At 38.3% G+C, this 13716-nt stretch carries 18 protein-coding genes, 1 tRNA gene and 2 pseudogenes; 13 read left to right on the forward strand and 8 right to left on the reverse strand.

Translation table 11 applies throughout. The features are described 5' to 3' along the window. Positions 1 to 3: 3 nt before the first annotated feature. The 8 genes and pseudogenes from K429_RS0107555 to K429_RS0107585 all read right to left on the reverse strand — a co-directional run bounded on the left by K429_RS0107555 (position 4) and on the right by K429_RS0107585 (position 6781). Positions 4 to 1596 carry a thiamine pyrophosphate-dependent enzyme gene (locus K429_RS0107555; protein ID WP_007217793.1) on the reverse strand — a complete coding sequence of 531 codons (1593 nt, stop codon included), beginning with the start codon at positions 1594 to 1596 and terminating at the stop codon, positions 4 to 6. Positions 1597 to 1694: 98 nt separating this feature from the next. Next, positions 1695 to 2732 carry an endolytic transglycosylase MltG gene (gene mltG, locus K429_RS0107560; protein WP_007214277.1) on the reverse strand — a complete coding sequence of 346 codons (1038 nt, stop codon included), beginning with the start codon at positions 2730 to 2732 and terminating at the stop codon, positions 1695 to 1697. 258 nt (positions 2733 to 2990) lie between these two features. Then, positions 2991 to 3152, reverse strand: coding sequence for a hypothetical protein (locus tag K429_RS30625; RefSeq protein ID WP_197031229.1), 162 nt, complete (start codon positions 3150 to 3152; stop codon positions 2991 to 2993). A gap of 42 nt (positions 3153 to 3194) precedes the next feature. Then, positions 3195 to 3911 (reverse strand): hypothetical protein, encoded by a 717-nt coding sequence (locus tag K429_RS0107570; protein ID WP_025726529.1) that lies wholly within the window; start codon positions 3909 to 3911, stop codon positions 3195 to 3197. A gap of 504 nt (positions 3912 to 4415) precedes the next feature. Further along, a pseudogene (locus tag K429_RS30235) lies at positions 4416 to 4661 on the reverse strand (DNA translocase FtsK); the annotation flags it as partial. 387 nt (positions 4662 to 5048) lie between these two features. Then, positions 5049 to 5204, reverse strand: a pseudogene (locus K429_RS31150) (DUF4236 domain-containing protein); the annotation flags it as partial. Between the two features lie 16 nt (positions 5205 to 5220). After that, positions 5221 to 5964: a hypothetical protein gene (locus K429_RS0107580; protein WP_155923378.1), complete on the reverse strand. Its 744-nt coding sequence runs from the start codon at positions 5962 to 5964 to the stop codon at positions 5221 to 5223. A 277-nt stretch (positions 5965 to 6241) separates the two neighbouring features. Beyond that, positions 6242 to 6781, reverse strand: a complete 540-nt coding sequence (locus K429_RS0107585) for a hypothetical protein (RefSeq protein WP_025726532.1) — start codon at positions 6779 to 6781, stop codon at positions 6242 to 6244. 181 nt (positions 6782 to 6962) lie between these two features. Here K429_RS0107585 and K429_RS0107590 point away from each other — a divergent pair, with 181 nt between their 5' ends. The 13 genes from K429_RS0107590 (at position 6963) to K429_RS0107655 (ending at position 13715) form a co-directional block, all read left to right on the forward strand. Further along, positions 6963 to 7295 (forward strand): SH3 beta-barrel fold-containing protein, encoded by a 333-nt coding sequence (locus K429_RS0107590; protein ID WP_025726533.1) that lies wholly within the window; start codon positions 6963 to 6965, stop codon positions 7293 to 7295. 1 nt (position 7296) lies between these two features. Further along, complete coding sequence (locus tag K429_RS0107595; RefSeq protein ID WP_025726534.1) at positions 7297 to 7506, forward strand: hypothetical protein; 210 nt, start codon at positions 7297 to 7299, stop codon at positions 7504 to 7506. Between the two features lie 499 nt (positions 7507 to 8005). Then, positions 8006 to 8203 carry a hypothetical protein gene (locus K429_RS0107605; protein ID WP_025726535.1) on the forward strand — a complete coding sequence of 66 codons (198 nt, stop codon included), beginning with the start codon at positions 8006 to 8008 and terminating at the stop codon, positions 8201 to 8203. A 259-nt stretch (positions 8204 to 8462) separates the two neighbouring features. Further along, positions 8463 to 8544: transfer RNA gene (locus K429_RS0107610), tRNA-OTHER, on the forward strand. A gap of 27 nt (positions 8545 to 8571) precedes the next feature. Beyond that, on the forward strand, positions 8572 to 8796 hold the full coding sequence (locus K429_RS0107615; RefSeq protein ID WP_025726536.1) for a hypothetical protein: 225 nt from the start codon (positions 8572 to 8574) through the stop codon (positions 8794 to 8796). Positions 8797 to 8814: 18 nt separating this feature from the next. Further along, on the forward strand, positions 8815 to 9177 hold the full coding sequence (locus K429_RS0107620; protein WP_025726537.1) for a response regulator transcription factor: 363 nt from the start codon (positions 8815 to 8817) through the stop codon (positions 9175 to 9177). After that, positions 9174 to 9401, forward strand: a complete 228-nt coding sequence (locus K429_RS0107625; protein WP_025726538.1) for a hypothetical protein — start codon at positions 9174 to 9176, stop codon at positions 9399 to 9401. Before K429_RS0107620 ends, K429_RS0107625 begins: the two co-directional genes overlap by 4 nt. A 22-nt stretch (positions 9402 to 9423) precedes the next feature. Continuing rightward, the gene (locus tag K429_RS0107630; protein WP_025726539.1) at positions 9424 to 10356 is read left to right on the forward strand and encodes an ATP-binding protein; all 933 of its coding nucleotides are present in this window, start codon (positions 9424 to 9426) and stop codon (positions 10354 to 10356) included. After that, positions 10346 to 11170, forward strand: coding sequence for a hypothetical protein (locus K429_RS0107635; protein WP_025726540.1), 825 nt, complete (start codon positions 10346 to 10348; stop codon positions 11168 to 11170). Before K429_RS0107630 ends, K429_RS0107635 begins: the two co-directional genes overlap by 11 nt. Beyond that, positions 11170 to 11619, forward strand: coding sequence for a DUF3127 domain-containing protein (locus K429_RS0107640; protein WP_025726541.1), 450 nt, complete (start codon positions 11170 to 11172; stop codon positions 11617 to 11619). Before K429_RS0107635 ends, K429_RS0107640 begins: the two co-directional genes overlap by 1 nt. 3 nt (positions 11620 to 11622) lie before the next feature. Next, complete coding sequence (locus K429_RS0107645; RefSeq protein WP_025726542.1) at positions 11623 to 12060, forward strand: hypothetical protein; 438 nt, start codon at positions 11623 to 11625, stop codon at positions 12058 to 12060. A gap of 2 nt (positions 12061 to 12062) precedes the next feature. After that, positions 12063 to 12935 carry a hypothetical protein gene (locus K429_RS0107650; protein WP_025726543.1) on the forward strand — a complete coding sequence of 291 codons (873 nt, stop codon included), beginning with the start codon at positions 12063 to 12065 and terminating at the stop codon, positions 12933 to 12935. 534 nt (positions 12936 to 13469) lie between these two features. Continuing rightward, positions 13470 to 13715, forward strand: coding sequence for a hypothetical protein (locus tag K429_RS0107655; protein ID WP_025726544.1), 246 nt, complete (start codon positions 13470 to 13472; stop codon positions 13713 to 13715). Position 13716 lies beyond the last annotated feature (1 nt).

A 13716-nucleotide genomic window follows, 5' to 3' on the forward strand; every position in this document is an offset into this window, starting at 1 on the left:
GTTTTACTTGTTTCGTTTTTTACGTGCTAAAGTTTGAATGCATTCTCTGCGTGGTATAATAACAGATACACCACGATATTCGATTTCTTCACGGATAATCTGTTTCATTTCTTCATAATTCTTTTTAAGGGGAACTACTACGCGAATGTGTTCAGGAGCTACGCCGATACCAGCGCAGATTGCTTCGATACGTCCTGTGCCGGCGGAATCCTGACCGCCTGTCATAGCGGTAGTTTCATTGTCTGAGATGACAATGGTAACATTAGCATTTTCATTGACACAGTCTAGAAGTCCTGTCATGCCGGAATGGGTAAAAGTTGAGTCTCCGATGACTGCCACTGCGGGGTGAAGACCGCCATCAGAGGCGCCTTTTGCCATTGTAATGGATGCCCCCATGTCTACACATGAATTGATGGCATTGAATGGCGCATTGGCTCCTAAAGTATAACAACCGATATCACTGAATACCTTATGAGTTGGATATTCTTCTTTTAGTACTTGCGTCAGTACAGTATACATATCACGATGTCCACAACCTTCGCAAAGTGCAGGTGGACGCATTTCTACAAGAGAAGGCACTCCAAACTCTGATTTGTTTTCTTTTCCTACGGTGCGCGCTACCTTGTCCGGATTTAATTCACCGTCCTGTGGCAATGTGCCATCCAGACGTCCTTTTACTTTAACGCCAATGCCGAGATAACCTTTCAACTGTTTCTCAACGAAAGGTTGTCCATCTTCCAATACCAGAATCTCATCGCAGGCTTCTACCAGCTGTAGAAGTTGTTTCTTGGGCAATGGATATTGCCCAATCTTTAATACAGGATATTCACAGCCGTCAGGATAGTTTTCCATCAGATAGTTGTAGCCGATACCGCAAGCTATGATACCCATTTTTTTGTTAGGACCATCTATATACTTATTATATGGAGAACTTTCAGAGGCTTCTATGAATTCAGCCTGACGTTCCAACAAAACTTTGTAACGTTTGCGTGCATTACCTGGTAATAGGATAAATTGGCGTGGGTCTTCACTGAAAGATATTTCATTCTGGACTTGTTGAGCCTTTTGCTCTACACCTGAACGAGAGTGGGCGAGACGGGTGACCATACGCAATAATATTGGTTCACCGATTTTTTCAGAGAATGCAAAGCCGTTATAAACCATGTCGTACGCTTCTTGCTGATTACTTGGTTCGTACATGGGAATAAGTGAGAAATCACCGTAAAAGCGGCTGTCTTGTTCATTTTGTGAAGAGTGCATGCTGGGATCATCCGCTGCTATTACGATTAATCCACCTTTTACACCGGTAACGGCTGAATTGATAAAACAGTCGGCAGCTACATTCATACCTACATGTTTCATACAGACTAATGCTCGTTTACCAACAAATGACATACCCAAAGCGGCTTCCATTGCGGTCTTTTCGTTAGAAGACCAACGACTGTGAATATTTTGTTCAGCCGTAATGGGTGCCATTTGGATGTATTCTGTTATTTCCGTGGAAGGAGTGCCGGGATAGGCGTAAACGCCTGAGAGTCCGGCATCTAATGCAGCTTGTGCAATGGCTTCATCGCCAAGTAAGAGTTGCTTGCTCATATCTGATTGTTTTAATGTTAGTCATGGATTATTAATAAGAAAATAATCTGCGTTTTTCACTCGCAAATATAGCCTTTTGCTTTTATTTTATTACGATTTTACTTGAAAATCTTTCTTTCGTTTAAAGCATTCCAATATTTTCTAGCATTTTTCATATGATCAGTGTAATTGGAAGCAAAATTATGGGTACCTGAAAAGTCCTCTTTGGCACACATATAAATATAATTGTGCTTTGCATAATTCAGCACAGCATCAATGCCGATGGTTGAAGGAATACGTATCGGTCCCGGTGGTAATCCGGCATTTAGATAAGTATTGTAGGGTGACTTTACATTCAGGTGCTCATTCGTAATTCTTCTTAGAGCGAAATCTTGAAGTGCGAATTTTATGGTGGGATCGGCCTGTAAGGGCATACCCTTATTTAAACGATTTATGTAGAGACCTGCAACCATGGGCTTTTCTTCATTGTTATTTGTTTCTTCTTCTACAATAGAGGCGAGCGTCGATACTTCTTCCGGGGTCATGCCTATGCTTGTGGCCTTGGCTAGTCGTTCCTGATTCCAGAATTTCTCATGTTCTTTCTTCATACGGTCAAAGAAATCCTGTACGCTCATATTCCAATATACTTGATAAGTTTCGGGAATGAACAGGCTGGCCATTGTTTCCTTTGTATATCCCATTTTCTTTTGAAATAGCGAGTCGTTCATTATTGCTGCAATTTCAGTAGAATCAATCATAAGTTGTTTACCTACGCTGCGAGCAAGTCTATCTAAAGTACGTACATTGCTAATGGTCAGATTTATAGGTTCTTGATATCCTCTATATAAACGACTAAAGACGTGGTAAACACTCTCTTCTGGACGGATGGCATAGCATCCGGTGTGGATGTTTGAATTGTAGTCACGCCATTTAGCCATCCAGAGAAAGCCTGAAAAACTTTTCGGATGTCCCTGTTTTTTTACCTTGTTATATATGGAATCCGGTGTATCGTCTTTGTCGATATAAATATAAGCTGTTTTGGAGGGATGAAACTGTGGATAGAATAAATAATAATAGAATGTTCCGGCACAAGCTGCACCAATAAGGAACAGGGCTGTCAATCCTCCTATGAGAATTCTTTTTGTCTTCTTTTTCATCGGTTTCTACAGTTTTCTTTAGTCAGGCAAAGGTAAGAAGAATCTATGAAATAAAAAAAGAGATGCATAAGCATCTCCTTTCCTTTGAGCCGCTAGCCAGACTTGAACTGGCGACCTACGCGTTACGAAGTCTCTAATAGATTCCTACGTATATTGCTGATATTCATGTAAGTTCCTATAATTGTCTGAATTCTTTAAAACACAATCTGCTATACAATTGCCAGTTTGGCAGCAGAATTGAACTGTTAATAATTGGTTTTAGGTCATCGGTTTTATCCCCTTATTGATTTTGGGGATCGTATTCCGTTTCCTCTCTTCTTTTTCATCCTCATCTTTGAGGTATTTGTCTCTTATCCCTCTGATGTCATTTGTCATTCCCCATACTTTGAAGAAGAGGATGATTTGCAGTACTCCGAACATTAGAAGTACGATGGTTAGAAAGCCAATCGTAATATTTATGCTTTACCATGGATAACATTGTTCCATTATTACTGCATCTTTTGCGAACCAAACATAGACCTTGGAAACTTGCTCTTCTACTCTAACAGTCATTATATTAGGATGTGAATACCAATAAACATTGTTCGAATGACTTGTTTGTTTATATCTTTGAGAAAGTCCTTCTTTTACCCTGTTTATTCCATAAGAAGACTTTGTAAGTTCTTGTTTTATTGCGATTAATTTGTCATTGGTGTCGAATTGGTAGCAAACTTTTGATTTTGTATTAAAAAAATAATCTTCTCCAGTATACCCACCAACTGTTCCGCTATGTTGATATTGTGACATTTGTTTCTTTACTTCCGAACGAGATGTTCCTAATGTTAAAATTGGCTCTTCTGCATAAGATAAAGTAGGCTTTACTTTTACGTTACATGTATCTTTTACGTTTTTATATTCTGCTATAACTAAGGCATTTCCTGCATAATGGGGGACAATTTTAATTTTATCATTATTGTTTGAAACATCTAATATAAACTCATCAGAAGAATATATATTGCATTTTGATGGGGCAATACCCATTAGCTCAATAAGTAAGTCTTCCTCATACGTTGCTGTAATTTCTTTTTTATCGAAATGGAAATCAATTTGTTCTCCCTCGTCGGAATTATTATTGTCATCATCGCTACTGCATCCTATTATCATCAATGCAGCCGTCATTAAAAATAAAATCTTCTTCATAATATTAAATATTTAGTTTGTTCTTTAATTCGTTGTTGATTTGGATTTTTCTAATAGCCTTTTAGCCTTTTCTAATCTTGTAATATACTCCATTACGTCATATTGAACGAAAGCCCATTTCCCGTCTTCATATCTAATGCTTTCATTGGTTTCAAGTGCTTGCATCACTTGATTGTATAATGATGAATCTTCTTCAATTATTCTTCCAGCCCTACGTTCATTTTCTTTCATAAATACGCCTATGGCTATCTTAATGATTCTGACTTCATTATCATAATCTTTCTTTTTCCGATAAAGAATCATTAGTCTATCATATGGATGTGTTGCTGGAAGTTGTGGTATGATAGCTTTTTCATATACAGCTATAGCTTCATTTATCATACCTTCCTTTTCTAAATCTATGCCCAATTTAATTAATCTTGAATTTTCATTCTGCGCTTCTTGTTGAGATATTTCTTTAAGTTCTTCTTCCTGCTTTTGTTTAAGTATCTCAAAACGAGATTTTTCCAAATGGTTTAGTCTATATTCGAGTTCACCTTCGTCTTTACATAAAACCTCTCTCGCTTTAATTCCACTTGTTTCTCCTACAATACCAGCACATTCCAGTTGGTCCATAATACGCCCTGCTCTATTATAGCCTATAGCGAATTTACGTTGAATCAATGAAGTGGAACCTTGTTGGTGGATAACAACTAATCGAGCCGCATCTTCAAATAGTGGATCAAGTCTTGTCATGTCAACCTTTTCTACGGAGGGGTACTCTATTTTTTCTTTTTCTTCCTCCGTTATAAATTCCTCTTCTTTTTTTACATCTACTTTTTCTACTGTGTCTATAATAGTTCTGTTTATAGATGTTTCTGCATCTTTGGTATTATTATCGTTGTCAACCTCATTATTTCTTTGAACTGTTTTCTTTTTCTCAACCGACGATAAATGCAAAGCAAACCCTATTATTATAAGAAGTATAGATAGAGAGAAATGTATGCCATAGATTGGCAATATGACTGCAAGGGTATAGCATATAAACGAGAAAAGACATCCAGTATAATTTTTAATTTCATATCCAGAATCTACATTATTTGATTGCGTTCTATGATTAGATATATTATTGCCACTAACTTTTGTCCTTGAATAGATACCTGTGCCGGGTATTCCTGTTGTAACGTACGTTCCTCGCTTTCCGAAATTTACTTTTGCTCCTCGTGGACCGACCGACCAACTTGTACCGGATTTACTAATATTCATGTGTACTCCGGGAAGAATCTTTATCCTTTTTCTAAAATATAGTCCCATAGTATTTAGATTTTATTTACAATAATATATCACTTACAATATGCTGTTTAACTATCCACAAGCTACGCACTTGAGTTATTTCTATGTCGAAGTCGTCATATTCAGATTCATTTAGAGAATGAGCAATCCAAAACTTTCGTGATAACTCTTGGTCTTTATATCGGCGTAGTATTTTGATATGTCCGTGATAATCCCCAGTAAATTTATCTTGTACAACTATTCCGAATACATTGCCAAATGGGATTTGAGTGGCTGCATCCACACTGAAACCATATTTCTTAAGAGCTACCCAACATCCGGAAGGATATGCAGGAGACATGGAGTTTCCCGCTATCTGTGCAATTGCTTCGCAATCCTTGCAGTCTGGCAGATACCAGTACCGTTTTATACTTTCTATTCCATTGATAAGTTTTATTTGTCCGGCGGCAAATTTGAAATCAACTTCAGGGAGTAGTTTTATTCCCTTTTCCAAAGCTAACTTTAACTCACTTTCGTTGTCTATAATTTGGGCTGATGATGAGCTTTCGGTAGAAGTTAACATATCTCCATTTCCGCCAACTAACCATCCTTTGTCTACATTGGGGAAAGTGGATATAATCTTATCTATGACAGCATCTCCTATCCCGTCTTTACGGCCGAACCAGTTTGATACTGTATTAGGTTTTTCTCCAACTGCGTTTGCGAATTTTTTGTTACTTCCTCTTTCGTTTCCGAAATAATAGGATTTAATTTTGAATATTCTATCTCCAATGTTACTCATGTTCACAAATATTGTGTATATTTGTGTCAAAATCAAGTTGCGGATGATTTCGACTGAATTGTTTAACTGTTCCTGTTAAGGGACTATATAGGCGACTTAACTTCAAACCGCAACTTTGGAGTCGGTCGCTTTTACTTTTGTCGATATGGTTGTAATTAATCCTCTTATATTTGAATCAGTGAGAAACCAGTTAAGGGAGTCATTACGCACTTTAACCAATTTTACTACTAAAAATATCTTTGAAGAATCAAACAGACTTATTGATAATGCAAAAGAATCATACTTCGAGATATTGGAGGAAGAGAAGCGCATTATCAGAAAAAGTACCAATCCTTCCAAATCTAATCTTTAGTTTCCCCTTGAATGTATTATCAAACAGTTTGCTTCCATATCGTGCTTCAAGTTCTTTTAACTGATTAATGATATAATCTATATCTTCCTTATTTTTAGTCTTTTCTGTGGTATCGAGCATCATGTGAATGGATTGTCTTATATCTGCTATATTGTTTAATTCCACAGCCATGTGTAGTAGGCGTATCTCGATATACATCATAGTTTTCGCTGTATGAATTACATGATGGTCGCTTATATACTGCAATTTTTTTTCTATTTCATTTTTAAGGTCATTTTTTAGCCCGAAAATATTATATCCAACCATTACAGCTAATGCGCCTACAACAAAAGAAAGAAAAGCAATCATAGAATCGAATAAAGTCCATGTCACAGGCTCGTATTTGCATAGCCATAGTAATATCGCAACAACACTCAAGGCAAGTGCTGTCCATGCTATCCAATTTCTATTTTCTTTCTTTTTCATATTATAATAAGGTATAAGCTGTTTTAATGGTTAAACAATGTAAATATACACAGTAATTGTGAATGATATATTGTATATTCACAGATGTTGTGTATATTTGCGTCATCAAACATTCAATGATACAAAGAAACGAAGAAAGTTTGAGTAACGCAATAGTATAAACATATTAAATCACACGGTTATGAGCACGAATTTTAGAAATCAGATGAAAGAAGTCATGTCACTTGCATGGTCTTTCGTGAAGAGAAACGGTTTTTCAATGAGTGAAGCACTGAAAGTTGCTTGGGCAAACTTAAAGCTGAAAGCTCAAATGAAAAGTAAGATTGTGAAGTTCTACTTTCAAAAAGTAGATGGTTCTGTACGTGAAGCCTATGGCACACTGAATGAAAAGCTGATGCCAACTATTACAGGTACTGATAAGAGAGCGAAGAATGACACTGTTCAAACTTACTATGATACCGAACGCCAAGAGTTCAGATGCTACAAAAAAGCCAACCTTTTAAAGATTGCATGATATGAGACAGTATAGGGTATGTGACAGCATAGATGCTTATGAGTTTGAAAAGTCTTTAGATAAGGCTTGTACTGAGCTTGATAGAGTAGACGGTATGTCAGAGGCAGAAGCTTGCACATACTGTAATACTGATACCAAAGAAGAAGCCTTGCAGAGTATTCAAGAAGAGATTGATTACATAGAGTTTCAACTTGACAGAATGGCGGTATGATAGAAATGATGATAACATTGGCAAGCCTGTACGCTGGGTATAAACTGTTCAGAAAGTCAGGTGATAAATTTTTCTATGAGGATTGATTGCACGATTATGCAACGCACGACAGTCCGTGTAGACGTAGAGAATATTCTACATGGGCACTATTGATTAGTTCTTTGACATTGTGGAACACTGCTATATCTTCTTCTTCACCCACGATATAGCTGAAATAATGCAAGATATAAAGGGCTTGTATGTCAGCATGTGACATTGATACATGACAGTTAGCTTTTGACTGGAATAAAAGATGAGTTAACTTACGACTCAGCAAATGTAAGGGCGCTACTTTGGGCGCGAAAACAATGGATAAGTAAAACCACAGCAAAACCGTCCATTAAGCAGTAAGCATACGGGGTGGGCGTCCGTACTGGTATTGATATAAAAGCCCGTCAGTTCTCGATTACTGGTACAACTGTCTAAAAGGTTGGCGGGCGCAAACTAATACTTATTGTTTATGAAAGAAATCGAGTACATGAAATTCTTGGAAGATACGGTGAAAGAACTTTCACGTGAATTGAAAGCTACTACTGATTGTTTGGCGGCTTTGTCTATAAGACGTACAAGAGAAATGGATAGTTTAATGCTGCGTATTGATGATGCAGTTCACCAAAGTAAATGCACACTTGCTAAAGTAAAGGAGAAGTTGCCGTGAAAGTGATTATGTTTTCTTTTTCATTGGTCATATTATTATGTATGACAGTGATACTATGTAATGCTGTTATCAAAGATAGTCCCATGTATATGTCCGGTGTTATACTGACATCTATAATGTTTGTTTTATCTATTATACTTACTGTTTTGACGTTTTCGGAGTTGAAAGAGGATTATTGACATAACTGTTTTTGTCGTGTTTTATTTTGTGTTTGTACTGGGGTGTGTCGTTCGTGAGAATAGCGCGCCTTTATTATTTTGGATGGTTAGCTTATCGGTTAGAGCTTCGTGTTGAGCAATCAATTCAAACGAGTGAGAGGGGTTCGATTCCTCTACCATCCACGAATCATTAATTTAAAATTAAATCTTATGGCAAAAGAATCAGAAGAAAGAAAAAAAGTCAAAGAGAAGCTGATAAAGAAAAATGATAAGCTACCTTTCTCTTTATCTCTTTATGTGAAAGTGTCCCGTATGGTTCAAGATTTGAATCGTTTGGCGAGAGCCAATCGGCTTGTAGAACCGGAAGATGTACTTTATTCTATTCAACAAGAAGGAGCTCCTAAAGGGAAGTTCTATGTAGTAAGGAACTACTAATTATCAACTCACACGATTATGGATAGAGTATTTACAGAGCTCACACCTGAATGCGAGATTACAGCACGAATGTACGCACAAGGGTATGAAAAGAAAGAAATTGCAAATCTCAAATGTCGAGCAGTTAGTACAATAAACAACCAATTGCAGAGGGCTTTTGATGTTTTGCAGGTGAGGAATGGTCGGGAATTGGCAACCATGCTTTATGAACGGATAGCTGGTGTGAAGTTCACAATGGATTTTTCACCTATCATTCGTACATCCGTTGCCTGTGGTTTATTATGTGTCTTTTCTTTGTCGCTTTATCACGAACAGAGCGATATGAGAAGGGCACGAAGGACGAAAATTGAAATATTTGAAAGAGCAAGGAGGTCAGAATGAATGCAGAAACTAAATTAAGTACCCTTTATCGAATCGGAAATAGGATACCTCTGAATAAGTCGCAAGCAGCGGGATTTGTAGGTGGCCGGTATAGGCTTGAAAAATTAATTAGAGAAAATAAAATTCGGGCGACAAAAACGGGACCGACTAAGATGTCTCCTTATGATGTGAATGCCTGCGATGTGTTTCTCTATGCTATTGATTCTAAAGAACAAAGAATATAATTAACCCTTTAAATTTACAATTATGAGCCTTATTAAAAAAAGTAATGAATTAGTAATCCCTACCACCGTAAAGATGATGATTTACGGCCAAGCCGGTATGGGAAAGAGTACGGTAGCATTGAGTGCCCCGAAACCGTTGTTGTTGGACTTTGATAATGGTGTTAAGCGTATGAACATGGCGCACCTGGAAAACATCGATACTGTACAAGTTACCTCTTGGAGTGATGTCCAACAGGTTTTGCAAGAAGATTTGTCAGCCTATCAGACAATCGTAGTAGATACTATCGGTAAGATGATGGATTTTATCATTACTTATAAATGTGGAACTCGCCAGCCGTCTATCAGGGATTGGAGTGGTATCAATGCTGAATTTTCATGGATGACGAGAACATTGTCAGGTTTGAATAAGCATATCATTTTTGTAGCCCATCGTGATACAAGAAAAGAAGGTGATGATACGGTGTTCATTCCTGCTTTACGTGAGAAATCTTATAATTCCATCGTTACAGAATTGGATTTACTCGGTTATCTCGAAATGAAGAGCGAGAGAGGCATACAGAGACGTACTATAACCTTTGATCCGACTTCAAGAAATGACGGTAAAAACACCTGTAATCTGCCATCAGTAATGGAAGTGCCTATTATTCTTGACAGAAATGGCAATCCGACCGCAAAGAACGACTTTATCACCACTAAGATAATCAATTCTTATTTAAGTATGCTGGCGGCTAAGAAGGAAGCGCAGGAAAAGTATGATAAGGTGATAGAGGAAATCAAAGAAAGTATCGAGTTTATAACTGATGCCAAGTCTGCTAATGAATTCGCCTCTCATATTAATGAGTTTGAACATGTTGGTAGTTCTCTGATGAAAGCGAGAAGCTTGTTTGCCGCCAAAGTAAACTCTTTGGGGTTAGTATTTGATAAAGAGACAAAAACTTATTCAGATGCAGCCTAGATATCGCTTTTACGCCACGATTCTTGATGCCTTTTGGGGATATCTGAATAGTGATGTGATTTGGGATAAATATTGGGGGTGGTCAGAAAACCCACCCCATACTCCCGAAGAATTTCACGAACAACAGTTTCAAGAACTGATAGACCGGATTAATCGCAAGCCATTCGATAGCGAAGCGGCAGACAAGGGAACAGCCTTTAATGAGGTTATTGACTGTATGATTGAAAATCGGAAATCCGAAACTGTGCAGGTTGAAAAGGTATATAAGGTAATACGCGAAGGAGCTTGTGACGAAACAGGTAAACCTTTGTATTACGATGAGGTTCAAACCAACGAGGTTATAGGTTTGAAAGCTACCTATAATAATCGTATTTTTACTTTCCCAATCTCACTTTGTCGAGAGTTTGCCAATTACTACAAAGGCGCATTAACCCAACAAAGAGTAGAAGCGATTCTTCCAACCGCATACGGCAATGTTTTGGTTTATGGGGTAATTGACGAACTGATGCCAGCCAGCGTCCACGACATCAAAACAACCGGAAGCTATACCGTAGGGAAATTCAAAGACCATCATCAGCACCTTGTTTATCCTTTCGCACTTATGCAGAACGGTTCAGATGTACGAACGTTTGAGTACAACATCGTAGAGTTCAATAAAGGCGGTTATGTGGTAGATACCTATACAGAAACTTATGTGTTCAATCCGGAACGTGATATACCGATTCTTACCAACCATTGTGAAGAGTTTATCCGGTTTTTGGAAGAGAACAGAGAATTAATCACCGATAAAAAGATTTTTGGAGGAGAAAATTAATGGCAAACCAAATAACCGGACGGATAATCGAAATCGGTCAAACCGTTCAAATTCCATCGAAAAGTGGTGGTTCCCCGTTTACCAAACGGGAATTTATCTTAGATGCTACCACTTACGACCCTTATACAGGTGAGCGTAGCGAATATGAGAACATTCTTCCGCTGGAGTTTTCAGGTGATAAGTGTGCAGAACTTGATCGTTATAAAAATGGTGATGTTGTTACTGTATCATTTGTCTTACAGGGGCGTTCATGGACGAATCAGGATGGAGAATTTAAACGTATGGCGTCTATTCGATGCTATAAAATAGAAGGACGTAGCGGTGTATCGCAATCCTCACAGACTGCATCGGTACAACAGCCGGCACCACAGCCGACTTATCAACAACCGCAAAATTTTCCTCCACCAGTTGATGCAAATGGTAATGCAAAGGACGATTTACCTTTTTAGCGTATGTTGTTCGACTTGAAAAATGAATATCAGATACCCAAATTTAAGGAGTATGTGAACAAGCTGTTTAGTGAGCGTGCGGTAGTGGAAGTGAAAAAGAAACTTCCCAACCGTACGCTCGCCCAAAACTCTTACCTGCATCTACTTTTAGGGTATTTCGGTAGTGAATACGGTTGCAGTCTGGACGAAGTTAAAGTTGATTTTTATAAGAGGACTTGCAATCGTGATTTGTTTGAACGCAAGACAGTCAACAAAAAAGGGAATGAAGTAACCTACTTGCGCAGTTCTGCCGAACTGACAACGGGTGAAATGACACTTTCGATTGACCGTTTTCGTAATTGGAGCGCAACGCAGGCGGGTATTTATTTGCCCGCTGCTAATGAACATCAGATGCTGATATATGCACAGCAGGAAATACAAAGAAATCAAGAATTTATTTAGTCATGATAGAAACAAGAAAAACAGAAATCCGGTATGTGACGTCTGACCCGAAGAAGATGCTTAACATGTACCTTGCAAAACGTGTCCTCAAAACATGGGAGGAATCTTTCATTGATGAAGATACCGGTGAAACAGTCAACATAGAACGGCATGAAGTCCTCTTTGAGCGTGGCACGCTGATAGACCAAGACTTATTAGCAAAAATCCGTTTCAGTATGGAAGCTGATGGTATCAAGGAAGTGGAAGTTAGCAACCAGAATCGTTTGGCGTTCGAGAATGAGAACAAGTTTTTATATCCATACATCGCACAAGCACAGATAAGCGACAAGAAGTATAAGTTCTTGTTGTATGCCACTGGGCTGGAGAATGCTTGCCTTATTTTGAAAGACTACATCGAACTCAATTACCAGTTCGGGTTCACCCTGACGATGGCAAAGGAATTCGATTCCTGCGTGATTCTTACCGACAACTTGAAAGAACGCAAGGTAGACGATGCTTCGCTTGCCTATCTCAAAAATGAAATCACGATGGCAGAATACGTTGACAAGATGGACGATGAGACTGAAGATAGTAACGAAGAATCTAAGCCGAATGAAAAGAAATTCTACCAGATTGAGACGAAAATCACCTTCACGGACGGGGAGAATGAAGACGAAAGGGTTCAGACTTTTGTCGTGAACACCTTCAACGTTGATAGGGCGATGATGCTTATCACTCACTACCTCAAAAATAAAGAGGAGGAATGCGAGAAGCAAGCCAAAGAAAAGGGGCATGAGTTCAATAAAAGAGAAATTCACACGGCTATTGAATCAGCCAAACCGATTCCAGTTGGGCGGTTTATTTCGAAAGAGTTTTCTATGGCTTATTTGGATTGAGTTATTCCTATACAGACGTAGTGAATATTCTGTATAGGAGCAATCTTGTATCAATGAACGCACCACTTTCGGAAATTTGAGATCGTTATGGGAGCGACCGATATATGAAAGAAAGTAGTAGATTGAGAGAGTATGGTAGAAACCCATATAAGTCCAAAGGGTATCAATCGAGGTGGATTACCACAAAATCATGTGGAAGTTGACTGTGTTACATGGCGGTTCATGATGTTGACAGCTCGGAAAGACGGGCAAACATGGCGGAGGTATTCTCAGTGGTAAAGAGAGCCTAAAGAAAGCGTACGAAGTGCTTTAGGTATTACAAGTTGTAATTGCTTGGGTTCGACTCCCAAACTGCCGCACAAACTTGTGTTGGAAAGGGAACATGAAAGTATTCAGTTGCAAATGGATATTTCTGTAATGCGCATACAGATAGTGTTCCCGATGGAATAATGTGAGCCACACATAAATGGCATGGGTTAGTGAATAATGGTTTCGCCCCGGAGAATACGCTTCGGGGCTTTTAATTCAAGAATTATGGAAAAGAAATTTACCGTTGTTGAAATCGTGGAAAATCTTATTGGTAAGATTAATCCTGTTGGTGAAACGAATGAAGACGAAATTCGTTTTGAAAACCTCAAATTGATGTGCGATTTGACAAATAGTCTGATCTCAAAAATAGATAATGTGTCTTATGAGAATAAAGACAGGCAAGAACATTCGATAAAAAGAGCCGCTGAGTATGCAGAAAGGTTTTTAACAGAACAGATAGGAATACAATAAT

This window comes from Bacteroides sp. 14(A) (assembly GCF_000526555.1).
Taxonomy (GTDB): Bacteria; Bacteroidota; Bacteroidia; order Bacteroidales; family Bacteroidaceae; genus Bacteroides; species Bacteroides cellulosilyticus.